Origin of the sequence: Streptomyces sp. NPDC003247 (assembly GCF_042888135.1) — a bacterium.
GTDB lineage: Bacteria > Actinomycetota > Actinomycetes > Streptomycetales > Streptomycetaceae > Streptomyces.
This window is the reverse complement of record NZ_JBIAPF010000006.1, coordinates 527,099-551,491: the sequence shown is the minus strand read 5'-3', so window position 1 is coordinate 551,491 and position 24,393 is coordinate 527,099. Positions and strand designations below refer to the sequence as shown.

Here is a 24,393-nt window from a genome sequence, read left to right as displayed (position 1 = left end):
CCGCGGGTGTGGGGCCGGTCAGCAGGCGGCCGAGTGGCTGCCCAGGCGGACCGGGGCGTCGGTGCGGGACGTGATGTCCTCGACGGTGACGCCCGGAGCCGTCTCGACCAGGGCGAGGCCGTCGTCGGTGACGTCCAGGACACCCAGGTCGGTGATGACGCGGTGCACGCACCGCTCGCCCGTGAGCGGCAGGGTGCAGTCCTTCAGGATCTTCGGGCTGCCGTCCTTCGCGGTGTGCTCCATCAGGACGATGACCCGGCGGGCGCCGTGCACGAGGTCCATGGCACCGCCCATGCCCTTGACCATCTTCCCCGGGATCATCCAGTTGGCCAGGTCGCCGGCGGCCGACACCTGCATGGCGCCGAGGACCGCGGTGTCGATGTGGCCGCCGCGGATCATGCCGAAGGAGAGCGCCGAGTCGAAGAAGGAGGCGCCCGGCAGGACCGTCACGGTCTCCTTGCCGGCGTTGATCAGGTCCGGGTCGACCTGGTCCTCGGTGGGGTAGGGGCCGGTGCCCAGGATGCCGTTCTCGGAGTGCAGCACCACGTGGACCCCGGGCGGGAGGTGGCCGGGGATCAGGGTAGGCAGGCCGATGCCCAGGTTGACGTAGGAGCCGTCGGTGAGCTCGGCGGCGGCGCGGGCCGCCATCTGGTCGCGTGTCCAGGCCATCAGGAACGCACCGTCCCTCGGGTCGAAGATGCGGAAACAGTGAGGCGCTCGATCCGCTTGTCGGCGGCCTCCTCGGCGCTGAGCCGGACGACCCTCTGCACATAGATGCCGGGCAGGTGCACCTCGTCGGGGCGCAGCTCGCCCGGTTCGACGAGCTCCTCGACCTCGGCGACGGTGACGCGGCCGGCCATCGCGGCGAGGGGGTTGAAGTTGGCCGCCGCGAGGCGGAAGCACAGGTTGCCGTGGCGGTCGCCGCGCCAGGCCCGTACGAGGGCGAAGTCGGTGGTGATGCCCTCCTCCAGCACATGCGGGCGGCCCGCGAAGTCACGGGTCTCCTTGGGCGGGGAGGCCACGGCGACGGAGCCGTCGGGGGCGTAGCGCCAGGGCAGGCCGCCCTGGGCGACCTGGGTGCCGACGCCCGCCGGGGTGTAGAAGGCGGGGATGCCGGCGCCGCCGGCCCGCAGGCGTTCGGCGAGCGTGCCCTGGGGGGTGAGCTCGACCTCCAGTTCGCCGGAGAGGTACTGGCGGGCGAACTCCTTGTTCTCGCCCACGTAGGAGCCGGTGACGCGGGCGATGCGGCCGGCGGCGAGCAGGACGCCGAGGCCGCGGCCGTCCACGCCGCAGTTGTTGGAGACGACCCGCAGACCGGTCGCCCCCTGGGTGTGCAGGGCACGGATCAGTGCCTCGGGTACGCCGCTGAGGCCGAAGCCCCCGACGGCCAGTGACGCGCCGTCGGGGATGTCGGCGACGGCCTCGGCGGCGCTGCCGCGGACCTTGTTCACAGGGGGAGTCCTTTCAGGTGGTGGCGCCGGGCAGCACGGCGGACCAGCCGCCGTCCACGACGAGGTTGGCGCCCGTGATGTACGCGGCCTCGTCGGAGGCCAGGAACACGGCCGCGTTGACGACGTCGTCGGCCGCGCCGAGCCGCCCCAGCGGGATGTGCCGGGCGATGGAGCGCATCGGGTGGTCGTCGGCGAGGAGGTTGCCGCGGGAGCCGTCGGTGTCGATCATTCCGGGGCTCACGCAGTTGACCCGGATGCCGTGCGGGGCACCCTCCGCGGCGAGCTGGCGGGTCAGCGCGATCACCGCGCCCTTGGAGGCGGTGTGCGCGGTGCGCGCGTTGGTGAGCGAGCCGGTCAGCCCGGCCGTCGAGCCGACGGTGAGGACACAGCCGCGGGCGGCGACGAGGTGCGGCCAGGCCGCGCGCACGGTCAGCCACACCGAGTCCAGCTCGGCGCGCATCGTGAACACGAAGTCGTCGTACGGCTGGCTGTCGATCGCCCCGAAGCGGACGGCGCCGGCGTTGGCGTAGACGATGTCGACGCCGCCGAACGCGTCGACGGCCTCCGCCACCCAGGAGCGGACGGAGTCCTCGTCGGTGACGTCCAGCGGGCCGGGGGTGAGGGCGGTGCCGCCCTCGCGGGCGATGAGCCGCTGGGTCTCGACGGCCTCCTCGTGCAGCAGGTCGCCGCCGACGACGAGCGCGCCCTCGGCCGCGAAGCGCAGCGCCGCCGCCCGGCCCTGGCCGCGCGCGGTGCCGGAGACCAGCGCGACCTTCCCTTCGAGCCGCTTCATCCGGTCACCTCCGCGCGCAGGGCGTCGGAGACGGACTTGATGCCGCCGTGCGCGGTGAGCCCGCCGTCCACGGGGATCTCGGCGCCGGTGACGAAGGACGCCTCGTCGGAGAGGAGGAAGACGACCAGGCCGGTGACCTCGTCGACGGTGCCGGTGCGGCCCAGCGGGGTCTCGCGGACGTTGGCCTCGCGGAAGGCCGGGGCGGCGGAAGCGGTCATGTCGGTCTCGATGTAGCCGGGGTGGACGGTGTTGACGCGGATGCCGCGCGGGCCGAGCTCCAGGGCGGCGGTCCGGGACAGGCCGCGCAGCGCCCACTTGCTGGTCGTGTAGGCCACCGGGTAGTGGGCGGTGAGGGCCGCCGAGGAGCCCACGTTCACCACGGAGGCGCCGGCGGGCATGAGGGGCGCGAGGTGCTGGATGCCCAGCAGGGGGCCGGTGACGTTGACCGCGTGGACGCGCGCCATGTCCTCGGGGCGTACGTCGCCGAGGCGGGCGCGCCAGGTGACGCCCGCGTTGTTCACCAGGCCGTGCACCTCCCCGTACGCCTCGCGCAGGTCGGCGGCGAGGCCGGCCCAGTCCCGCTCGCTGGTGACGTCGAGCCGGCGGCAGCCGTCCCCGGGGTCGACGTCGGTGGCGATGACACGGGCGCCCTCCCGGGTGAGCGCCTCGGCCTCGGCGGCGCCCTGGCCGCGGGCCGCGCCGGTGACCACCACGACCTTGCCCAGGAGCCGCTTGGGGTGCGGGGCGGTCACGGCCGCTCCCGCGAGCGGCGCCGGCCGGCCGGCAGCGGCACGGGCTCGACACCGGGGACGACGGTGTTGGTGAGCGTGCCGACGCCCTCGACGGTGAGGGTGACGGTGTCGCCGGGCTTCAGTGGCGGCGGGGACTGCTCGCCGCGCAGGCCCCACAGCTCGGCGAGGCAGCCGCCGTTGCCGCAGGTGCCGGAGCCGAGCACGTCACCCGGCACGACGCGGGTGCCGCGCGAGGCGTAGGCGACCATCTCCTCGAAGGTCCAGCTCATGTTGGACAGCAGGTCCTCGCCGACCACCTCGCCGTTGATCTCGGCGGTCAGCGCCAGGCGCAGGAAGCCGTCGTCGTCCCGGTGCGGTTCCAGCTCGTCGGCCGTGACCAGGCAGGGGCCGAGGGTGGTGGCGGTGTCCTTGCCCTTGCAGGGGCCGAGGCCGACCTTCATCTCGGCGGACTGGAGGTCGCGGGCGGACCAGTCGTTGAAGACGGTGTAGCCGACGATGTGGTCCCGGGCCGCCGCGGGGGTCAGGTCGCGGCCCTCGCGGCCGATGACGACGCCCACCTCCAGCTCGAAGTCGAGCACCGACGAGCCGGGCGGCACCGGGATGTCGTCGAGGTGGCCGTAGACGGCGTGCGGGTTGGTGAAGTAGAAGGTCGGTGCCGCGTACCACTGGTCGGGCACGCCTGCCGCGCCGTCGACGGAGCGGCGTACCCCTTCGACGTGTTCCTCGAAGGTGACGAAGTCCCGGACCGAGGCGGGCTGGAGGGGCGGCAGCAGCCGTACCTGGGAGACGTGCGGGCCCGCGGGCACGTCGAGGGCGGCCGCGCCGGCGGCGAGCAGTCCGGGCAGCCCGTCGGTCTCCGCGAGCAGCGCGGTGAGGGACTGCACGCCGGGCAGCGGGAGGAGCGTGCCGTCCTCCTCGACGACGGCCACGCGGCGGCGCTGCCGGTGCTCGTAGGCGGCGAAACGCATGGTGCGGCTCCTGGGAGGGATGGGAGGGGTGACGGAAGGCTTGCGGACCGGGGGCGCGGCGGGCAGTCAGGGCATGACAGGACGTGCCGCGCCCCCGGGGTCGGCGGGGTGGATCAGACCGGCGGGGCGACGAACACGCCGCGGTCGGGGTCGTTGAACGACTCCTTGGCGACGAGCTCGTTCATCGGGTTCGCCGTGCCCCACTGGTCGGTGACCTCGGGCTGGGAGAAGTCGTAGACGTGGGGGTGCCAGGTGTCCTCGTCGAGGGTCTCCAGCTCGGTGGTGTACTCGACGGTGTTGCCGTGCGGGTCGAGGAAGTACGTGAAGGTGTTGTCCCCGGCCATGTGCCGGCCGGGGCCCCAGATCTTCTGGAACCCGGCGCGGATGACCCGGCCGGAGCCGCGCATGTACTCGTCGATGCCGCGCATCTCGAACGAGATGTGGTGCAGCGAGGTGTGCGGGCCCTTGGCCAGCGCCATCGAGTGGTGCTGGTTGCTGATCCGCATGAAGTGCATGACCTCGCCCATGTGGGGCGAGCTGAGGGTGTCCGAGAGGGCGAAGCCGAGGTGGCGCTCGTACCACTCGCGGGTCCGGTTCAGGTCGGGGGAGTTGAGGACGACGTGCGACAGCTTGACCGGGATCGACTCCTTCTCCTCGATCTTGCGGTGCTGCCGCACCTCCACGTCGGCGGAGACCTCGATGGTGCGTCCGTCGACGTCGAAGAAGCGGAAGCCGTAGCCGCCGCCGGGGGTGTCGACCGTGCCCGGCTGCGAGATCAGCTGCACGCCTCCGGCCAACAGCCGCTCGGCGAGCGTGTCGACGTCGGCGGCGGACGCGGCGCCGTAGGAGACGAGGTCGAGGCGCTTCTCGTCGGCCTTGCGCAGCCGGACGACGTACTGCTCGGGGGAGCCCTCGGCGGCCAGGAAGGAGACGCCGGAGTCCTCGGCGACCTTGGTCAGGCCCCAGACGCCGGCGTAGAAGTCCAGCTGTTTGTCGTAGTCGGGCACGGCGAGGTCGACGTGCCGCAGGTGGGTGAGCAGGCGCATGGTGTCAGTCCTTCCGGAGGAGGGCGGCCGCGTTGCCGCCCCGTACGGCCTCGACGTCGGCGTCGGACAGCCGCGCGGCGCGCAGGGCGCCGACCGGGTCCTCGCTGCCCATGTCGAAGGGGAAGTCGGAGCCGAGGAGTACCCGGTCGGCCCCGGCGGCGCGGACCAGCTCCCGCAGCACGTGCGGGTCGTGGACCAGGGAGTCGAAGTACAGGCGCTTCAGGTAGCTGCTCGGCAGGTGGGCGCAGCCCGCGCCCGCGTCGGAGCGGGCCGACCAGGCGTGGTCGGAGCGGCCGATGTGGGTGGGCAGGTAGCCGCCGCCGTGCGCGGCGATCAGCTTCAGCCCCGGGTGCCGGTCCAGGACGCCCGAGAAGATCAGGTGGGACAGCGCGACGGCGTTCTCGGTGGGCTGGCCGACGATGTTGGACAGGTACCACCGGTCCAGGCGCTCGTCGAGCGTGCAGCCGAACGGGTGCAGGAACAGGATCGCCCCGGTCTCCTCCGCCCGCGTCCACAACGGCTCGTAGGCGGGGTCGGACAGCTCCCGGCCCGGGGCGTGGCTGGAGATCTCCACACCCAGCAGCCCCTGCTCCAGGGCGTGGTCCAGGGCCGCGACCGCGAGGTGGGGGTGCTGGAGCGGCACGAGTCCGAGCCCGCGCAGCCGGTCGGGGGCGGCGGCGCAGTGCGCGGCCGTGGCCTCGTTCGCCAGCCGGTACACCTTCTCGGCCGTGTCCTCGTCCGCCCAGTAGTGGTAGTGCGACGGGGAGGGGCTGACCAGCTGCACCTCCACGCCCTGCGCGTCCATCGACGCCAGGCGCACGGCGACGTCGGTCAGCTTCGGGATGCGCGCGCCCACCATGGGGCCGTTGACGGCGAGGGCGGCGGGGCCGTTGCGGCGGGCGTCCAGGGCCTTGGCCTCGGCGTGGCCGGGCAGGCCCGCCACGAGCGCCTCGATCCGGGGCAGGAGGACGTGGGCGTGCACGTCCACGGTCGGCGTCGTCACGGCAGCTCCCGGAGCATCGTCATGGTGCGGGCCATCAGGCCCGGGACATCGGCGTCGCGCGCCCCGTCCAGCTGCCACTGCCCGATCTGCACGGACGCCTCGACGACCGGCCGGACGCGGCTGATCCGCCGCTCGTAGAACGCCTGGAGCAGCGCGTCGTCCCAGGTGTCGGCGCCGGTCAGCAGCTGCGCCAGCACCCACGCGTCCTCCAGGGACAGCGCGGCGCCCTGGGCGAGGGTGGGCGGGCAGCAGTGGGCGGCGTCACCGATCAGCACGACGCGGCCGCGGTGCCAGGAGCCCTCGACCAGCATCCGGTCGAACCAGGTGTAGTTGACCTGCGCGGGATCGGTGATGTGCGCGGTGATCTCCGGCCAGCAACCGCCGTACGCGGAGGCCAGGCGGCGCATCTCGTCGGCGTACGTGTCCGCCGGAATGGCCGCCCGGTCGCGGTTGGCCTCGACGACGTACGCGTAGATCGTGGAGTCGCTGGTGGGGCAGTAGCCGGCGATGTACGCGGGGCCGCCGTAGGCGAGGTCGGTGCGGGTCACCCCGGCCGGTCGGGGGGCGGCGATGCGCCAGATGGCCATCCCGGTCGGCTCGGGCCGGTCCGGGACGCCGATGGCGGCGCGGGTGGCGGAGCCGAGGCCGTCGGCCGCGATCACCAGGTCGTACCGGCCCTCGGTGCCGTCGGTGAAGCGCACGGTCACGCCGTCGGCGTCCTGGTCCAGGGACTCGGCGCGGGTGCCCAGCCGCACGCGGGCGCCGCTGTCCCGGACGGCGTCGATGAGGATGCGCTGGAGCTGCGGGCGCTGCATGCCGACGGTGGCGGGCAGGTCGTCGCCGCCGGTGCGCAGGTCGTCCTGGACGTGCAGGACGGTCCCGTCGGGGGCGGTGATGCCGACGGAGCCGAAGCCGAAGCCGGACGCCTCGACCTGCTTCCACACGCCCAGTTCGCGCAGGACCCGCAGGGCGTTGCCCTGGAGGGTGATGCCGGAGCCCGCGGTGGCGTTCCAGTCGTCCTTCGCCTCGACGAGGTCCACCGTCAGGCCGGCCCGGCGCAGCAGGACCGTCACGGCGTTGCCGGCCGCGCCACCGCCGATCACCAGGACCGTACGGGCATTGCTCATGGGGAACTCCCTTGTTCCTCGGGTTACTTGACGGCGATCGGGTTGACCGGGGAGCCGACGGCGCCGGTGATGGGCAGGGGCGCCGCGGTCAGCCAGAAGTCGTAGCGGCCGTCGGCCGCGCAGTCCTCGGCCAGCGCCTCCAGGTCCCACATCTCGCCGATGAGCAGACCGGTGTTGGGGATGACGACCTGGTGCAGCGGCTGGAAGGCGTGCTCGAACTCGTTGGGCCGCACCTCGAAGCCCCAGGTGTCGGTGGCGATCGCGGCGATCTCGGTGCCGTGCAGCCAGCCGGCCGTGGTGAAGGACAGGCCGGGCGCGGGTCCGCCCGCGTAGTCGCCCCAGCCGTCGCGGCGGACGCGGGCGAGCTGCCCGGTGCGCACCAGCACGATGTCGCCCCGGCCGACGGTCACCCCGTGGGCCTCGGCGGTCGCCGTCAGGTGCTCCTCGGTGATCGCGAAGCCGTCGGGCAGCTCACCGTCCTCGCCGATCACGCGGCCCACGTCGAGCAGCACACCGCGCCCGGCGACGTGCGGGGCCATGTGCTCGATGCCGGTGACCAGGTCGCCGTCGGAGGTGACGACCTTCTCGGCCGGACGCCCGTTCCACGCCTTGCCGTGGTCGAAGATGTGCCCGAGCCCGTCCCACTGGGTGGAGCACTGCAACGGCATCGCGATCACGTCGTCGGCGCCGCCGATGCCGTGCGGGAAGCCCTGGTTGCCGAGGGCGGCGTCGGTGCCCGTGTCCAGCATGGTGTGCACCGGGTTGGTGCGCCGGCGCCAGCCCTTCTGCGGGCCGTCCATGTCGAACCGCTGGGAGAGGGAGAAGCTCACCCCGCGCCGGATCAGGGCCGCGCCCTCGCGCCGCTTGGCCTCGTCGAGGAAGTTGAGCGTGCCGAGCACGTCGTCCTCGCCCCAGCGGCCCCAGTTGGAGTACGCCTTCGCGGCGCCCGCGATCGCGCCCTCCGGGTCGTGGCGGTCCAGGGTCACGGCGTCTCCTCCGCCACACAGCGGGTGCGCTGGACGCCGAGCCCGGTGATCGAGCTCTCCATGACGTCGCCGTCGCGCAGCAGCCGGCCCCAGTGCATGCCGTTGCCGGCCGGGGAGCCGGTCAGCACCAGGTCGCCGGGGAGCAGACGGGCGGTCTGGGAGGCGTACGCCACCATGCGCGCCACGTCGAAGATCATGTCCTTGGTGGACTCGTCCTGCATGGTCTCGCCGTTCAGCTTCAGCACCAGCCGCAGGTCGTTCGGTTCGGCGATCGACTCGGTCGGCACGATCCACGGGCCGAGCGGGGTGAAGCCGGGGGCGTTCTTGCTGCGCAGCCAGTCGGTGCCGATCGGCGGCATGTCCCGGCGGAAGACGGTGGCACGGTCGGTCAGGTCGTTGGCGATCGTGTACCCGGCGACGTACTCCAGCGCCTCCTCCACGGACACCCGGTGGGCGGGCCGGCCGATCACGGCCGCCAGCTCCAGCTCCCAGTCCGGCTTCTCGGCCCAGGCCGGCAGTACGACGTCGTCGCCCGGACCCGTGATCGCGCTCGGCAGGCCGATGAACACGTACGGCAGGTCCTCCGCCGCCCGGCGGTCCATGATCTCCGCGGCCTCGGCGCGCCGCTCGCCCTCGGGCCGGTCGTCGCCGGGGGCGCGGTGGGCCACGTGCAGGTCGATGACGTGCTGCCGGTAGTTGGCGCCCGACTGGAACACCTGGCGCGGCTCGACCGGCGCGTGCACCCGCAGCCCGGCGAGCGGCGTGCGGGGGAGCGAGGTGTCGGCCGCCAGCTCGCGCAGCCGCGGCAGGGCCGTCTCCCAGTCGTCCAGCAGATCCCGGACGGTCAGCGATTCCCCGCCGAAGGGCGTGCGGAGATCGAGCGCCTGGCCGTCCGGGGTGACGAGGGCGGGGAAGGCGGGCCCGTCCGGGGCCGAGAGAGTGCCGAGGGCGAACGGGCCGGCGAAGAGCGCGGACGCGGCTTCAGGTTTCACGAACATGTCCTCCTGATTGCGGTGTGACTAATCTGGACCCCGCACCCGCAATCGGGGAAATAGATTGTGTGGATGGTCGGCATCCACCGTGTTTATTCCTCCCCGGTCGGAGCCGTACCGCAAGGGGAGTCCCGTGAACCTGGCCCGCCTGGACCTCAACCTCGTCGTCGCCCTGCGCGCCCTCCTGGAGGAGCGCAACGTCACCCGCGCCGGACAGCGCGTCGGCCTCAGCCAGCCCGCCATGAGCGCCGCCCTCGCCCGCCTCCGCCGCCACTTCGACGACGACCTGCTCGCCCGCGTCGGCGGCCACTACGAACTCACCGCCCTCGGCCAGGTCCTCCTGGACCGCACCTCCACCGCCTACGACGTGCTGGAACGCCTCTTCGCCAGCCAGGCCGACTTCGACCCGGCCACCGAGCGGCGCGAGTTCAAGCTGCTCGCGTCGGACTACGCCGTCGCCGTCTTCGGCACCGAACTCGCCCGCGTCGTGCACGAGGAGGCCCCGGGCATCCGGCTCCGCTTCACCCACACCCCGCCGACCGTCGTCGACGACACCGCCACCCTGCTCAGTGCCACCGACGGCCTGCTGATGCCGCACGGGGTCGTCAGCGACTTCCCGGCCACCGACCTCTACGAGGACCGCTGGGTCTTCCTCGTCGCGGACGACCATCCCAGCGTCGACGACCGGCTCACCCGGCAGGACCTGGCGCGGCTGCCGTGGGTCACCTACCAGCGCACCTACGACTCCCCCGCCGTACGCCAGCTCGGCATGCTCGGCATCGAGCCGCGCGTGGAGGTCTCCGTCAGCAGCTTCCAGCTGCTGCCCCTGCTGGTCGCCGGCACCCGGCGGATCGCCCTGGTGCAGGCGCGCCTGGCCCGGCTGCTGGCACCGGTCGCCGCCGTGCGCGTCGTGGAGCCGCCGTACGAGGCGGTCCCGCTGCGGGAGGCCCTGTGGTGGCATCCGGTCCACACGCACGACGCCGCCCACATCTGGCTGCGCGAGACGGCCGCACGGGTCGGCGCACGGCTGCCTCGGGAGGGGGACGGCTGACGGGGACGGCTGCGCCGGGCGGCTGAGCGTGGCGGCTGAGCCGCACGGCTGAGCGGGGGGCTGGGGGATACGGCTGATCGGGGTCGCTGAGGGGGACGGGTGAGCGGGGCGGGCGGCGTGTCGTGGGGCGGGCAGCGCATCGCCCGATCGCGGCGGTACGGCCGTCAGGCGGGCCGGGGCGCGGGGCCCGCGCCCGCCGGGGGAGCGGACCCCATCCACCCGCTGGATCGACGGCATCGGCAACTCGGATCACGCGAGGGCTGGGCAGGCCGCCTCCGCGCCCGCATAGTCGTGGCACGTCACCGCGCCCGTACGCCGAGGTCCGAAGGGCCGTCGCTCCCTCCGCCCCCGGTCCCCGCGCCGCGCCACTCTCCCGCACCGCGCCCTGGAGTGCTGCCATGCCCGCATCCGCCGCCCCGCCCGCCCACGACCAGGGTGACTCCCCGGCCGCACGCAGCCGGCTGCCCGCCGTGCTGCTGATGGCAGGCAGCTGCCTGCCGATCCTCGGCGCGGTCCTGATCGCCCCCGTCCTGCCCCGTCTCCAGGACCACTTCGCCCACGTCCCCGGCGGCGCGGCCCTCGTCCCGCTCGTCCTCACCGTCCCGGCACTCGCCCTGGCCGTGCTCGCGCCGTTCGCCGGCGTCCTCGTCGACCGGCTCGGCCGCAAGCGCCTGCTCGTCGCGGCCACCGTCCTGTACGCCCTGTTCGGCACCGCGCCGCTGTGGATCGACTCGCTGTACGGCATCGTGCTCAGCCGCGTCCTGGTGGGCGTCGTCGAAGCAGCCGTCATGACCTGCTGCACCACACTGATCGGCGACTACTGGACCGGACGCGAGCGCGACCGGCTCCTCGCCCTCCAGACCATGTGCGCGTCGGTGTCCGCCACGGTCTTCCTCGTGCTCGGCGGGGCCCTGGGGTCCGCCGGCTGGCGCACGCCGTTCTGGCTGTACGCGGTTGGCCTGCTGCTCGCTCCGGCCATGGCCCGGACGCTGCCGGCCCCCGCGCCCGCCGCCGCACCGCGTCCGGCGGCCGGCCCCCGGCCCTTCCCCGTCCGGCGCATGGCGGGCATCTGCCTGCTGACCGTCTTCGGCGGGGTCGTCTTCTACGCCGTGCCCGTCGAGATGTCCTTCCTCCTCGACGACCTGGGCGTGGCCTCCACCGGCGTCATCGGGGCCGTGACGGCGCTCGCCAGTGCCGCCACCGTCCTCGGCTCGGTGCTCTTCACCCGGCTCGCCGACCGGGCCGGCCGCCGCCTGCCCGCCCTCTTCCTGCTGTGCGCCGCCGGTTTCCTGCTGATGGGCACGGCCGGCCACCCCGCCCTGCTGGTCGCCGGCGCCGTCGTCAACTGCGTCGGCACGGGGCTGCTCCTGCCGTCGCTGCTGACGCTGGCGATGTCCCGGCTGGACTTCGCCGACCGGGGACGCGGGACCGGGCTGTGGACGGCGGCGTTCTTCCTCGGCGAGTTCATCTGCCCGCTGGCCCTTCTCGCGGGCGAGGGCGCCGTGGGCGATCTGGCCTCCTCCGTCGGCCTGCTCGGCCTGCTCACCCTGCTGGTCTCCGCCGCGCTGCTGCCCGCCACCCGCCGGGCGGCCGTGGTGCCGCCCGGGCGGGTTCCCGAGGGGCTCTGACCCGGCGGTCCGCCGCGCCCACCCGCGCCGGAGATCATTTGTGACGCGGGCCATACCGCAGACGCCTAGCGAACACTAGGTATTGAGAGACATCATCGACACCCGCCGTCGTCGCGCGCCAGGGTGCGGCGCCCCGGTCGAGAAGCCGAGGGACTCCCGTGAAACTCCCCGTCCAGCCGGTCGTCCCCGGCTTCCATCCGGACCCCAGCGTCTGCCGCGTGGGGGACGACTACTACCTGGCCTGCTCCAGCTTCGAGTACGCCCCGGGCGTACCGGTCCTCCACTCGACCGATCTGCGGACGTGGCGCCGTATCGGCCATGTGCTGGACCGCCCCGCGCAGTTGCCGCTGGAGGGGGTGGACTCCTCGGCCGGCGTCCTGGCGCCGACCCTGCGCCACCACGCGGGCCGCTTCTGGATGGTGACCACCCTGCTGTCCGGTGGCCCGCGGACCTTCCTGGTGACCGCCGACGACCCGGCCGGCCCCTGGTCGGACCCGGTGTGGATCCCCGAGGCCCGGGGCATCGACCCCGACCTCGCCTGGGACGACGACGGGACCTGCCTGCTCACCTGGACCGGCTTCGGCGAAGGGATCGTGCAGGCCGCGCTCGATCCGCGGACCGGTGACCTGCTGGGCGAGCCCCGCCGGCTGTGGCAGGGGACGGGCGGGAAGTTCCCCGAGGGCCCTCACCTCCACCGCGTCGGCGCGTACTGGTACCTGCTGCTCGCCGAGGGAGGCACCGAACGCGGACACGCCGTCACCATCGCCCGCGCGCCCTCACCGGCCGGGCCCTTCGAGGCGTGTCCGCACAACCCCCTCCTCACCGCGCGGGGGACCGGCGCTCCCGTCCAGAGCACCGGTCACGCCGATCTCGTCGAACGGCCCGACGGCACCTGGGCGATGGTCTACCTCGGCACGCGGCCGCGGGGCAGCAGCCCCGAGTGGCACGTCCTGGGACGGGAGACCTTCGCGGCGGAGGTGAGCTGGAGCGACGGCTGGCCCGCCGTGGCGGGGCCGATCGAGCCGGACGCGCCCGCGGAGGCCGTCGAGGACCTGCCGGACGGGACGCTGCCGCCGGCGTGGGTGGCGCCCGGAGTCTTCCCGGCCGCGCTGCTCAGCTGGAGCGACCGGGGCTGGCGGCTCACCGCGGCGGACGGTCCCGCCTTCGTGGGCCGCCGCCAGGAGCACCTGCACATGCGGGCGCGGGCCGTGGTCGCCCTGCCCGGGGAACGACCGGATCAGGCCACGGGGGCCGGGGGACTGGAGCTGCGCATCGACCCCCGGCACGCCGTCCGCATCGAGGTACGGGGCTCGCGCGTGCGCGCGCTCGCCCTGATCGGCGGGGCGAGCGTCTTCCTGGGCGAGACCGCCGCCATGCCGGAGACGGTGCTGGAGCTGCGCGCCGAGCCGCACAGCGCCCCCACTCCCTTCGGGGTCGCCATGGGACCCGACGAGATCGTGGCCGGAGTGTCCGGACCCGACGGTTTCCGCGAACTCGGCCGCCTCGACGGCCGGTACCTGTCGACCGAGGTCGCCGCGGGCATGACGGGCCGGATGATCGGGCTGGTGTGCTCGGAGGGCGACATGCTGTTCCGGTCGTTCACCTACAGCGGCGCGGACGACCCGAAGGCGCTGTTCGAGGACTGACGCCGGGCGGCTCACGCCGGACCGAACGGGGCTGTGTGCAGGGCGACATGACGCTCCGTCATGCTGGCGGAGGCGGGGCGCGGTTTCGGATCGCACCCCGGTCTCCTGGCAGACGTGAGGACGGGCGAGCGCGTGGACGTCACCGAACGAGAACTGACCGACCCGTGGCAGGGCGTACTCCTCGCCCCCGCGCGCGGCGCCGACGCCGGTGTCCTGGTCCTCGCGGGATCCAGCGGGCGCGTCGAACGCGAGCGGGCGCGCCTCCTCGCCCGGCGGGGAGTCGCCGCGCTGGCGATCCGCTGGTTCGGCGGTCCGGGGCAGCCCCCGGGGATCTGCGAGGTCCCCCTGGAGACCTTCACCGCCGCCGTCGACCTCCTCCGACGTGCCGGAGCGCGACGCATCGGGATCCTCGGCGCCTCCAAGGGGGCCGAGGCGGCTCTGCTCACGGCGGTGCACGACCCGCGCGTGGACGTGGTCGTCGCCGTGTCGCCCACCTCCCGGGTGTGGTGCAACATCGGTCCCGGCCGCGACGGGGCGCAGCGCCCGTACCGCTCGTCCTGGACGTGGCGGGGGCGGCCGCTGCCCTTCGTCCCGCTGGACGACTCCTGGCACCCCGGCGAGCCGGACGGCGTCCCCGTCGCGATCCGCGGCTGGTACGAACGCAGCGAAGGGACGTTCGCCTCCCTGCTTCCGGCGGCCGAGATCCCCGTGGAGGCGGCCCGGGCGGAGCTGGTGCTGGTCGCGGGCGGCGACGACGCGATGTGGCCGTCGCTGCCCTTCGCCGAACACCTGGCGCGACGCCGGCGCGCGGCCGGGACCGCCGTGCGTCTGGTGGCCCGTGACGACGCCGGTCATCGCCCGCGTTTCCCCGGCGAGGGCCCGGCACCGGCGTCCCCGCGCTTCCGGTACGGAGGCACGCGCGAAGCCGACGCACTCCTCGGCGAGGCGGCCTGGCCCCACGTCCTCGACGCGCTGGGCGGCGGGCGCTGGTCCGTCCCTTCCGGCCACCCGCGGCCCCGCCCGTGAGCCGGCCTCGCCAGTGAGCCGGCCTCGCCGCCCGCGGACCAGCAGCCCGTGAGACGGCCTTGCCGCCCGCGGGTGCGCTGTCGACGGTCGTGGACACCTTCATGCGGGCCCTGCCCCACACCCTGCGGCATACGACGGCGCCCGTGGGGACCCGGCTCCGCGTGAGCGTCGACGGGCCGGCCGGAGGCAGCTGGACCGTCACCGCCACTCCGGAAGGCTGGTCCCTGGCCGAGCCTGCGGCCGGTCCGCCGGCCGCGTCCGTGCTGCTGGACACGGAGACCGCCTGGCGGCTGTGCACACGCGGCATCGATCCCGCCGCCGCCCTGGCACGAGGCCGGGTCGAGGGAGAGCGCCGGCTCGCCGAAGCCGCGTGCCGGATCGTGTCGATCGTCCGCTGAGCACCCTGGGGCCCGCGGACGGGAGGCCCGCTGACGCGCACGCCCTCCTCCACGGCGACGGTGCGTGGAGGAGGGCGGGGGAGAGGGCCGGGTCCGTTCTCGACGGGTGGGCGGCCCCGGCCCGGCGCTGTCAGGTGGCCGGGGCCGGGGCCGGGGCCCGTCCGGCTCAGGCGGGCTGGGGCGCCTCCGCCTCGGCCCGGCCGTCCTCGTCCTCGGCCGTCTCCTTCAGGGGCGGAATGAACAGGGAGAGCAGCAGGGCCGCCACGGTGACCAGGGCGCCGAGCCAGAACACCCAGGAGTACCCGGTGTCGTGGTAGAAGGCCGTGCCGTCGACGACGGTGCTGTCGGCGGCGAGGGCGGCGTACGCGCCGGCGGTGACGATGGCGCCGAACAGGCTGATGAGCATGTTGAGCATGCCGCTGCCCAGACCCTGCTCGTCCCGCGAGACCACGCCGACCACGAGCGCGGGCGCACCCGCGACGACCACGCCGGCGCCGAGGTTGGCGACGCAGGAGGTGAGGATGAGTTCGAGTTCGTCGCCGTGGAAGAAGCCGACGAGCGTGTAGCCGACGGCCATCACGACCAGGCCGGCGCACCACACCTTGCGGGTGTCGAAGAAGCGCAGGTAGCGGCTGACGAGCAGGCCGGTGCCGAACATCACCAGGTTCCAGCTCACGCTGACGACGGCGTTGTGCTGGGCCGTCCAGCCCAGGCCGGCGGAGACACCGGGGATGTGCGGGTAGAGGGCGAGCAGGATGGCGAGGCCGGGCATCGTGAAGGCGACCGTCTGGGCGAGGCCGCCCGCGGTGAGCGCCAGGGCCACCGGGCGGCGGCGCAGGACCCGCAGGTCCAGGATGGGGTGGGCGCTGGACCGCTCGACGAACAGGAAGACGACCAGGGCCACGACGCCCGCGCCGAGCCAGCCCAGGGTCCGCGCGTCCGACCAGCCCCAGCTCTGCCCCTGACCGGTGGCGTAGACCACCGCGGTGAGGCCGCCGCCGAGGACCACGCCGCCCAGCCAGTCGAAGCCCGAGTCGAAGGCGTGCCGCGGCGTCTCCGGGACCAGCAGCGCGACCAGCGCGAAGGCGACCGCGGTGGCGGCGGCGAGGAACCACAGCGCGCCGCGGTACCCCCAGGTGTCGACCAGCCAGCCCGCCAGGAACGGCGAGACGAGGGCCACCAGGCCGACGCTGCTCCCCATGATGCCGCTGGCCGACTTGACCAGCCGGGGCGGGAAGACGTCCCGCACCGCGGCGAACGACAGGGCGCCGAAGGGGCCGTAGAACCCGGCGACGGCCCGGCCCGCCAGCACCAGCCAGAAGCTCCCGGCCAGTGCGGCGAGGGCTTCGCCGAGAGCGCCCAGCGCCGTCATGGCGAGCATGACGCGCCGCTTGCCGTACAGGTCGCCCAGCTTGATCACGAAGGGCGTGAGCAGCGTGGACACCAGGGTCAGCGTCAGTCCGAACCACGCCACCTGGGTGGTGTGGAAGGTCTGGGCGACCCCCGCCATGGCGTTGGCGCCGAGGATCCCGCCCGCGGCCAGCAACTGGGTCGGCCAGGCGAGTGCGATGAGCAGCAGGACGAGGCGGGGGGTCCACCGCCCGTCCGCCCGGGCGCCGGGCGCGAGGTCGAGTTGCGGGCTTGATGACGTCGGCGTCATGCCAGCCCTCCTTTCACGGAGGTGCCGAAGGGAGTGGGAGGCGCGGTGGGGGGTGACGCGGAACAGTGGCCTGCTGTTTACACGGCTCTTACGGAGAGGTGACAGCGTGGCAATACGTCGTTCGCGTGAGGTCGATGATGACCCGAACACCTAGTGCTCGCTAGGTATCCGGCTTATGACCCACGTCACATGGCGAAGTGGCAGGTGGTCGGGCGCCGATCGCCGACGTGCCCGCCGCCGGTACCGTTCTCCCATGGCGACACCCAGGGGGCCGCGCGGCGGCTACACGACGGGCCGGGCGCGGCGCACGCAGATCCTGGAAGCGGCGTTGCTGCGCTTCGGGCAGGACGGCTACCGCAAGACCTCCCTCGCGCGCGTCGCCCGGGACGCCGAGATCACCGACGCCGGGCTGCTGCACCACTTCCGCGACAAGCAGCAGCTCCTCCTCGCGGTCGTCGAGTACTGGCACGAGCGGGCGGACGTGCGGTGGGAGCGGGTCTCGGACTCCGTCCGCGACGCCTTCCGCTGTCACCTGGAGGACACCGCCGAGACGCTCGCCATGCCCGGCATGGTCGAACTGGCCGTCGTGATCGGCGCCGAGTCCACCGCGCCCGACCATCCGGCCCACGAGCACTTCACGGGCTGGCAGGAGAAGGGGGTCAGGGAGCTCGCCGACCGGCTGCGGGCCGGCAGCCGCAGCGGTGAACTGCGGGCCGACCTGGACCACGAAGGCATCGCCCGCGAGTGTGCGGCCCTGGACGCGGGCCTCCAGCAGCAGTGGCTGGCCGGCGGGCGTTCCTTCGACCTCATCGCCATCATGCGCGACCACCTCGACCGCCTCATGCGCTCCATCTCCTCCGACGGGCAGGGGCTGTAGGCGAGGGCTTCGGGCGCCGTGATCCGTCATGGGAGCGGGCGCGCCGAAGTGCTTGGCATGAACATGACCTACGAAGCGACCGGAGTGACGCACCTCACACCTGCGAACGCCTAGTTTTCACTAGGTATTGGCCGCATGATCGAGGCTGCTCATCCAGGCGCCGAGAAAGGCCGTCATGCACCACCACTGGACCGCCCGGGTCGTCAGCCCCCGCCCGACCGGCACCCCCTCCGCCACGGCGGCCCGCCCGGCCGCCCTGCTGCGCGGGGAGTTCACCGCCCGCGCGGCCGTACGGTCGGCACGGCTCCTGGTCACGGCTCTCGGCGTGTACGAGATGCAGATCAACGGAACCGTCGTCGGCGACCACGTCCTCGCCCCGGGCTGGACGAGCTACCGCCACCGCCACCGCTACCAGTCCTTCGACGTCACCGCCCTGCTCCGCGACGGCCGCAACGCCTGGGGCGCCCACCTGGCCGACGGCTGGTACCGGGGCCTGCTCGGCTTCAACGGCGGCACCCGGGACATCTACGGCGACCGCACCGGCCTCCTGGCCGAACTGCGCATCGAGTACGCCGACGGCACCAGCGAGACCGTCACCACCGGAGAGGACTGGAGCTGGGCCCCCGGCCCCGTCCTCGCCGCCGGACTGTACGAGGGCGAGGAGCACGACGCCCGCCACGAGCGGACGGGATTCGCCGAACCCGGCTTCGACGACCCGGCCTGGGAGCCCGTCGAGATCCTCGACTTCGACACCTCCGTGCTCTTCCCGGCCGACAGCCCGCCGGTGCGCCGCACCGAGTACGTCACCCCCGTCGCCGTCACCACCTCGCCGACCGGCCGCACGATCCTCGACTTCGGCCAGAACCTCGTCGGCCGGCTCCGCGTCCGCGTCCGCGGCGAGGCCGGCCGCACGATCACCCTCCGGCACGCCGAGGTGCTCCAGGACGGCGACCTGTGCGTCCGTCCGCTGCGGCACGCCACCGCCACCGACCGCTACACCCTGAGCGGCGCCCCGGACGGCGAGGAGTGGGAGCCCCGCTTCACCTTCCACGGCTTCCGCTACGCCGACGTCGAGGGCTGGCCCGGCGACCTCGACCCCGCCGACGTCACCGCCGTCGTCCTCCACAGCGACCTGCGCCGCACGGGCAGGTTCTCCTGCTCCGACGACTCCCTGAACCGGCTGCACGAGAACGTCGTGTGGGGGATGCGCGGCAACTTCGTCGACGTCCCCACCGACTGCCCGCAGCGCGACGAGCGGCTCGGCTGGACCGGCGACGTCCAGGTCTTCGCCCCCACCGCGTCCTTCCTCTACGACGTCCGCGACTTCCTGCGCTCCTGGCTGCGCGACCTGGCCGCCGACCAGGGCGTCGACGAACGGCGCGTCCCCCCGGTGTTCAGCCCCGACATCCCGGTGATCACCCCCGTGCCGATCCCGCCCGGCAACCCGCCGATGGCCGGCTGGTGCGACGCGGCCGTCATCGTCCCCTGGGTGCTGTACGAGCGCTACGCCGACACCGAGGTGCTGCGCACCCAGTACCCCTCCATGCGGGCCTGGGTCGACGCCGTCGACCGCATCGCCGGCCCCGGCCACGTCTGGGGCGAGGGCTTCCAGTTCGGCGACTGGCTGGACCCGACCGCGCCCGCCGACGACCCCGGCCGGGCCATGACGTCGTCCGCCCTGGTCGCCACGGCGTACTTCGCCCACTCCGCGCGGCTGCTGGCCCGCACCGCCGAGGTGCTGGACGACAAGGACACCTCCGCGCACTACCACGCCCTGGCCGACGCGGTCCGCGACGCCTTCCGCGACCGCTTCCACACCGGCGGCGGACGCCTGACGGAGGAGACGCAGACCGCCTACGCCCTCGCGCTCTGCTTCCGCCTCCTGGAGGACGACACCGAGCGCGCCGAGGCCGGACGCCGCCTCGCCGCCCTGGTGGCCGGCCGCGACCACCGCGTCGGCACCGGCTTCCTCGGCACACCCCTGGTGTGCGACGCGCTGACCGACACCGGACACGTCGACACCGCCTACCGGCTGCTGACGCAGCGGGAGTGCCCGTCGTGGCTGTACCAGGTCGACATGGGCGCCACCACCGTCTGGGAACGCTGGGACAGCATGCTCCCCGACGGCGACGTCAACCCCGGCGAGATGACCTCCTTCAACCACTACGCGCTCGGCGCGGTCGCCGACTGGATGCACCGCACCGTCGCCGGCCTGGCCCCCGCCGGGCCCGGCTACCGCCGCATCCTGGTGCGGCCCCGCCCCGGCGGCGGCCTCACCTGGGCCCGCGCCGAGCACGACACGCCGTACGGGCGGGCCGAGACCAGCTGGCGCGTCGAGGGAGGACGGCTGCTGGTGGACGTACTCGTCCCGCCGGCCGTCACCGCCCTGGTCGACCTGCCCGGCGCGGAACCCGTCGAGGCCGGGCCCGGCCGGCACGCCTTCCACTGCCCCCTGCCGGCCGAGCCGCAGCGAGCGGCCCGCCCCACCCCCTCGACGCACACCTCCCGGGAGCAGCGGTGACCCTCCCGTACCAGGACCCCCGGCACGACGTCGCGCGGCGCGTGGCCGACCTGCTGCCCCGGATGACCGTCGAGGAGAAGGCCGGACTCCTCTTCCACCACGTCATCGGCATCGGCGAGCGCGACGCGCCCGCCGGACTGACCGCCGAGCAGATGATGTCCGACCACCTGATGTCGCACTTCAACCTGCTCGGCGCGGGCAGCCCGCGCGCGATGGTCCAGCTCCACAACGACCTCCAGCGGGCCGCCGCCGACACCCGGCTCGGCATCCCGGTCACCCTGTCCACCGACCCCCGGCACGCCTTCACGGACAACCCCGGCACGGCCATGCTCGCCGGTCCGTTCTCCCAGTGGCCGGAGTCCCTCGGCCTCGCCGCCGTCGGCGACCCGGACCTGGTGCGCGAGTTCGCGGACACCGTCCGCCGCGAGTACGTGGCCGTCGGACTGCGCGTCGCCCTGCACCCGCAGATCGACCTCGCCACCGAACCGCGGTGGGCCCGGATCCCCGGCACCTTCGGCGAGGACGCCGACCTGACCTCGCGCCTGGTCGCCGCGTACATCGAGGGGCTGCGCGGCCCCGGCGACGGCCTCGGCCCCGACAGCGTCGCCGCGATGGTGAAGCACTTCCCCGGCGGCGGCCCGCAGAAGGACGGCGAGGACCCCCACTTCGCCTACGGCCGCGAACAGGTCTACCCCGGCGGCTTCTTCGACTACCACCTCAAGCCCTTCGAGGCCGCCCTCGCGGCCGGCGCCACCCAGGTCATGCCCTACTACGGCATGCCCGTCGGGACGGAGCACGAGGAGGTCGGCTTCGGCTTCAACCACGGGATCATCACCGGGCTGCTGCGCGAGAAGCTCGGCTTCGACGGCATCGTGTGCACCGACTGGGGCCTGATCACCGACCAGTTGGTCATGGGCGAGCCGCATCCCGCCCGCGCCTGGGGCGTGGAGCACCTCTCCCCGGCCGACCGGCTGCTGAAGGCCCTGCACGCGGGCGCCGACCAGATCGGCGGCGAGTCCTGCACCGGCCTGCTCGTGGACCTCGTGCGCACCGGCCGCCTGGAGGAGTCGCGGCTCGACGCCTCCGTGGCGCGGATCCTCGCCGAGAAGTTCCGCCTCGGCCTGTTCGACGACCGGCGCCACGTCGACGCGGACACCGCCGAGGAGGTCGTCGGCCGCGCCGACTTCCGGGCCGCCGGCGAGGTCGCGCAGCGCCGCTCGGTCACCCTGCTGAAGAACGGCCCGCTGCCCCTGTCGGGCCGGCCCCGGCTGTACGTGGAAGGCGTGGACGCGGCGGCCGCCGCCGACTACGCCGACGTCGTCACCGACCCCGCGGCCGCCGACCTCGCGGTGCTGCGCCTGAGCACACCGTACGAGCCGCGTCCCGGGCTGTTCGAGTCCTTCTTCCACGCCGGGCGCCTCGACTTCCCGGCCGACCGGCTCAAGGAGATCCTCGCCCTGCTGGACACCGTGCCCACCGTCGTCGCGGTGCACCTGGAGCGCCCGGCCGTCGTCCCGGAGATCGCCGACCGCTGCGCGGCCCTGCTCGGCGTCTACGGCACCGGCGACCGCGCCCTGCTCGACGTCCTGTTCGGGCGGACCGCGCCGGAGGGCCGGCTGCCGTTCACCCTGCCCCGCTCGATGGCCGAGGTCGAGGCCGGACGCCCGGACGCACCCCGGGACAGCGCCGACCCGCTCTACCCCTTCGGACACGGCCTGGACTACGCGGCCGACGCCTGACCGGCCCTACGCCGCCGTCTGCCGTCCGCCGTCCGCCGTCCGCCGTCCGCCGTCTGCCGTCCGCCGTCTGCCGTCCGCCGTCCGCCGTCTGCCGCACGCCGCGCCCGCGCCCCGTGCTCATGGCCCGGGCCCAGGCCGCGCACAGGCGTCTCCCAGCGGGTCCCGCCATGATCGGCACATGTCTGCTGTCTGCGGGGCCCGCGAGGACGCGGTCCGTGTCCTCATCGTCGACGACGAGCCCGAACTCACCGAGTTGCTCTCCTGGGCGGTCACCGAAGCGGGCTGGCGGCCCTTCCGCGCGGAGGACGGACACAGCGCGCTCACCCTCGCGCGCGGCTGCGCCCCGCACGCCGTCGTCCTCGACTGGATGCTGCCCGACCTCGACGGCGTGCAGGTGCTGCGGCGCCTGCGGTACGAGAACGCGCGGCTGCCCGTCCTCATGCTCACCGCCCGCGACGCCCTGGAACACCGTATCGACGCGCTGTCCGCGGGCGCCGACGACTACGTGACCAAACCCTTCTCCCTGGAGGAGGTCATGCTGCGGCTGCGCGGACTGCTGCGCCGCTCCGGCGTGGAGGAGACGGCGGCGGACGAACCGGTGCGGGTGCTCGGCGACCTCGTGCTCGCCGAGAAGACCCGCCAGGTGCAGCGCGGCGGGACCCCCGTCGCGCTGACCGCCAAGGAGTTCGACCTGCTCCGCTTCCTGATGAGCCACCCGCGCCAGGTCCTCAGCAAGGCGCAGATCCTCGACCACGTCTGGAACAGCTCCTTCGACAAGGAGGGCAACCTCGTCGAGGTCTACGTCTACGGTCTGCGCGGGAAGATCGACAAGGGGCGGGCCCCGATGATCCACACCGTGCGCGGCGCCGGCTACGTCATCCGGGCGGCGGGGGACGGCGCGTGAGGCTGCGCCCGACGCGTGGCCTGCCCGTCGCCGCCGGCCTGCGCGGGCTGTCCCTGCGCACCCGCCTGGTCCTCTTCACCACCTCCACCCTGGTGGTCGTGTGCACCGCCATGGCGGTGGCCACGGCACTGGTCCAGCGCCACCAGCTCGTCGGGGACATGGACGCGCGCGTGCACGAGGCGGTGGCGCGCATGCAGGGCTGGGTCCAGCACGGCGGGGGAGACCCCTCCGACCTGGGCTTCCTCAACGAGCGCGGCCACCGCACCGGCACCGTCGCGGCCCGGGTCGCCGACGGCGAGGTCGCCGCCGCCGAGGTGGTGACCCCGGACGGCCGCCGCACGGCCCTGACCGCCGCGCAGCGCGACGCCCTGGCCGGGCTGCCCGCCGACGGCTCGCCGCACACCCGCACGATCCCCGGCCTCGGCGCCTACCGGCTGATCGCCGTCGACGACGACACGGCCTCCCTGGTGGCCGGACTCCCCATGGACGGCGTCCAGGACACGCTGAACTCCCTCGTCGTCACCGAGGCGGTGATCGCCTCCGCCGGACTGGCCGGCGCGGCCTGCGTCTGCGCGGTGGGCATACGCCGCCAGCTGCGCCCGCTCGGCCGGGTCGCCGCCACCGCCGTCGAGGTCGCCCGCGCCCCGCTCAGCCGCGGCGAGATCACCCAGCTCACCCGTGTCGCCGCCGCGGACACCGACAGCCGTACCGAGGCCGGCCGCGTGGGCGCCGCGCTCAACCACCTCATCGACCGCGTCGAGTCCTCCCTGTCCGAGCGCCAGCGCAGCGAGGACCGCATGCGCCGCTTCCTCGCCGACGCCAGCCACGAACTGCGCACCCCCCTCGCCTCCATCGCCGGGTACGCCGAGCTGATGGGCCGCGGCGCCGCGCAGGTCGAACCGCACGTGGTGTGGCGCCGGATCTCCGCCCAGTCGACGCGCATGACCGGCCTCGTCGAGGACCTGCTGCTGCTCGCCCGGCTCGACGAGGGACGGCCCCTGGAGAAGGCCGAGGTCAACCTCACGACCCTGGTCGCCGAGGCCGTGTGGGACGCACAGGCCGCCGGCGGCGACCACCTCTGGGAGCTGGCGCTGCGCCTCGACGAGCCGGCCACCGTGACCGGCGACGCGGCCAGGCTCCACCAGGTCGTGGCCAACCTGCTGGCCAACGCCCGCGCGCACACCCCGCCCGGCACGACCGTCACCGTCGCCGTCGAGGCGACGGACACGCACTGCGCGATCCGGGTGCGCGACGACGGCCCCGGCATCCCGCCCGCCCTCCTGCCGTCCGTGTTCGAACGCTTCACCCGCGCGGACGCCTCCCGCTCCCGCGTCACCGGCCAGGGAGGCGGAAGCGGGCTGGGCCTGGCCATCGCCGCGGCGATCGCGCAGGCGCACGGAGGGCGCATCGACGTCGAGAGCGAGCCGGGGCGGACGGAGTTCGCCGTCACGCTGCCCCGCACGACCGCGCCGCCCCGCGTCCCGCCGGCCTCCCCGGCACCCGCGACGCCGGCCACGGCACCTTGAGCGTGCGGGCGGTTCGCTGAGTCGGCGGACGGCACACTGAGCCGGTGGGCGGCGCGTTGAGCCTGCGGGCGGCCCATTGATTCGGCGGGCGGCGCGTTGAGTCGGCGGACGGCCGGCTGAGCCGACGGGAGGCGCCCGCGGCCGCGTACGGTTGCCCGTGGACCCGCGACGGCCCTCGCGCCGTGCACGGTCGCCGTGGGCCCGCGAGGATCCTCGCGCCGCGCGCACGGTTGCTCCTGGGGCCCCGACGGTCCCCGCGCCGTGCACGGTCGCCTCCGAATCCCCGACGGCCCTCGCGC

The 24,393-nt window shown here is 74.2% G+C and carries 20 protein-coding genes and 1 pseudogene; 10 read left to right on the top strand and 11 right to left on the bottom strand.

Annotation, left to right across the window (positions count from 1 at the left end):
* Positions 1–18 precede the first annotated feature (18 nt).
* The 10 genes from ACFYWQ_RS23225 to ACFYWQ_RS23180 form a co-directional block, all read right to left on the bottom strand.
* Positions 19–669 carry a CoA transferase subunit B gene (locus tag ACFYWQ_RS23225; RefSeq protein WP_389518773.1) on the bottom strand — a complete coding sequence of 217 codons (651 nt, stop codon included), beginning with the start codon at positions 667–669 and terminating at the stop codon, positions 19–21.
* On the bottom strand, positions 669–1,451 hold the full coding sequence (locus ACFYWQ_RS23220) for a CoA transferase subunit A (protein ID WP_389518772.1): 783 nt from the start codon (positions 1,449–1,451) through the stop codon (positions 669–671). The genes ACFYWQ_RS23225 and ACFYWQ_RS23220 overlap by 1 nt, the downstream gene beginning before the upstream one ends.
* Before the next feature lie 13 nt (positions 1,452–1,464).
* A complete protein-coding gene (locus ACFYWQ_RS23215; RefSeq protein WP_389518771.1) occupies positions 1,465–2,244 on the bottom strand; it encodes an SDR family NAD(P)-dependent oxidoreductase in 780 nt (259 codons plus the stop codon).
* On the bottom strand, positions 2,241–2,996 hold the full coding sequence (locus tag ACFYWQ_RS23210) for an SDR family NAD(P)-dependent oxidoreductase (RefSeq protein WP_389518770.1): 756 nt from the start codon (positions 2,994–2,996) through the stop codon (positions 2,241–2,243). Before ACFYWQ_RS23210 ends, ACFYWQ_RS23215 begins: the two co-directional genes overlap by 4 nt.
* Entirely contained in the window at positions 2,993–3,964 is a 972-nt protein-coding gene (locus tag ACFYWQ_RS23205) for a fumarylacetoacetate hydrolase family protein (RefSeq protein ID WP_389518769.1), read from the bottom strand. Before ACFYWQ_RS23205 ends, ACFYWQ_RS23210 begins: the two co-directional genes overlap by 4 nt.
* A 113-nt stretch (positions 3,965–4,077) precedes the next feature.
* Positions 4,078–5,010, bottom strand: a complete 933-nt coding sequence (locus ACFYWQ_RS23200) for a VOC family protein (protein ID WP_389518768.1) — start codon at positions 5,008–5,010, stop codon at positions 4,078–4,080.
* Between the two features lie 4 nt (positions 5,011–5,014).
* Positions 5,015–6,013: an amidohydrolase family protein gene (locus tag ACFYWQ_RS23195; protein WP_389518767.1), complete on the bottom strand. Its 999-nt coding sequence runs from the start codon at positions 6,011–6,013 to the stop codon at positions 5,015–5,017.
* Positions 6,010–7,140 (bottom strand): FAD-dependent oxidoreductase, encoded by a 1,131-nt coding sequence (locus tag ACFYWQ_RS23190; protein WP_389518766.1) that lies wholly within the window; start codon positions 7,138–7,140, stop codon positions 6,010–6,012. Before ACFYWQ_RS23190 ends, ACFYWQ_RS23195 begins: the two co-directional genes overlap by 4 nt.
* A gap of 23 nt (positions 7,141–7,163) precedes the next feature.
* Positions 7,164–8,126: a cyclase family protein gene (locus tag ACFYWQ_RS23185; protein WP_389518765.1), complete on the bottom strand. Its 963-nt coding sequence runs from the start codon at positions 8,124–8,126 to the stop codon at positions 7,164–7,166.
* Positions 8,123–9,124 (bottom strand): fumarylacetoacetate hydrolase family protein, encoded by a 1,002-nt coding sequence (locus ACFYWQ_RS23180; protein WP_389518764.1) that lies wholly within the window; start codon positions 9,122–9,124, stop codon positions 8,123–8,125. Before ACFYWQ_RS23180 ends, ACFYWQ_RS23185 begins: the two co-directional genes overlap by 4 nt.
* Before the next feature lie 127 nt (positions 9,125–9,251).
* Between ACFYWQ_RS23180 and ACFYWQ_RS23175 the strand changes: the two genes are divergently transcribed.
* The 5 genes and pseudogenes from ACFYWQ_RS23175 to ACFYWQ_RS23155 form a co-directional block, all read left to right on the top strand.
* Positions 9,252–10,169 carry a LysR family transcriptional regulator gene (locus ACFYWQ_RS23175; protein WP_389518763.1) on the top strand — a complete coding sequence of 306 codons (918 nt, stop codon included), beginning with the start codon at positions 9,252–9,254 and terminating at the stop codon, positions 10,167–10,169.
* A gap of 398 nt (positions 10,170–10,567) precedes the next feature.
* The gene (locus ACFYWQ_RS23170; RefSeq protein WP_389518762.1) at positions 10,568–11,797 is read left to right on the top strand and encodes an MFS transporter; all 1,230 of its coding nucleotides are present in this window, start codon (positions 10,568–10,570) and stop codon (positions 11,795–11,797) included.
* 158 nt (positions 11,798–11,955) lie between these two features.
* Entirely contained in the window at positions 11,956–13,443 is a 1,488-nt protein-coding gene (locus tag ACFYWQ_RS23165) for a family 43 glycosylhydrolase (protein ID WP_389518761.1), read from the top strand.
* Positions 13,444–13,575: 132 nt separating this feature from the next.
* Positions 13,576–14,469 (top strand): acyl-CoA thioester hydrolase/BAAT C-terminal domain-containing protein, encoded by an 894-nt coding sequence (locus ACFYWQ_RS23160; protein ID WP_389518760.1) that lies wholly within the window; start codon positions 13,576–13,578, stop codon positions 14,467–14,469.
* 77 nt (positions 14,470–14,546) lie between these two features.
* Positions 14,547–14,867: pseudogene (locus tag ACFYWQ_RS23155) on the top strand (hypothetical protein); the annotation flags it as partial.
* 166 nt (positions 14,868–15,033) lie between these two features.
* On the opposite strand, the gene ACFYWQ_RS23150 reads toward ACFYWQ_RS23155, so the two are convergent.
* Positions 15,034–16,527, bottom strand: a complete 1,494-nt coding sequence (locus ACFYWQ_RS23150) for an MFS transporter (protein WP_389518759.1) — start codon at positions 16,525–16,527, stop codon at positions 15,034–15,036.
* Positions 16,528–16,780: 253 nt separating this feature from the next.
* On the opposite strand from ACFYWQ_RS23150, the gene ACFYWQ_RS23145 reads away from it, so the two are divergent.
* From ACFYWQ_RS23145 to ACFYWQ_RS23125, 5 genes are all read left to right on the top strand, one after another.
* Positions 16,781–17,404: a TetR/AcrR family transcriptional regulator gene (locus ACFYWQ_RS23145; RefSeq protein WP_389518758.1), complete on the top strand. Its 624-nt coding sequence runs from the start codon at positions 16,781–16,783 to the stop codon at positions 17,402–17,404.
* Positions 17,405–17,579: 175 nt separating this feature from the next.
* The gene (locus ACFYWQ_RS23140; protein WP_389518757.1) at positions 17,580–19,925 is read left to right on the top strand and encodes a family 78 glycoside hydrolase catalytic domain; all 2,346 of its coding nucleotides are present in this window, start codon (positions 17,580–17,582) and stop codon (positions 19,923–19,925) included.
* The gene (locus tag ACFYWQ_RS23135; RefSeq protein ID WP_389518756.1) at positions 19,922–21,664 is read left to right on the top strand and encodes a glycoside hydrolase family 3 protein; all 1,743 of its coding nucleotides are present in this window, start codon (positions 19,922–19,924) and stop codon (positions 21,662–21,664) included. Before ACFYWQ_RS23140 ends, ACFYWQ_RS23135 begins: the two co-directional genes overlap by 4 nt.
* A 178-nt stretch (positions 21,665–21,842) precedes the next feature.
* Positions 21,843–22,568, top strand: coding sequence for a response regulator transcription factor (locus ACFYWQ_RS23130; RefSeq protein WP_389518755.1), 726 nt, complete (start codon positions 21,843–21,845; stop codon positions 22,566–22,568).
* A gap of 2 nt (positions 22,569–22,570) precedes the next feature.
* Complete coding sequence (locus ACFYWQ_RS23125; protein ID WP_389518833.1) at positions 22,571–24,094, top strand: sensor histidine kinase; 1,524 nt, start codon at positions 22,571–22,573, stop codon at positions 24,092–24,094.
* The last annotated feature ends 299 nt before the right edge of the window (positions 24,095–24,393 follow it).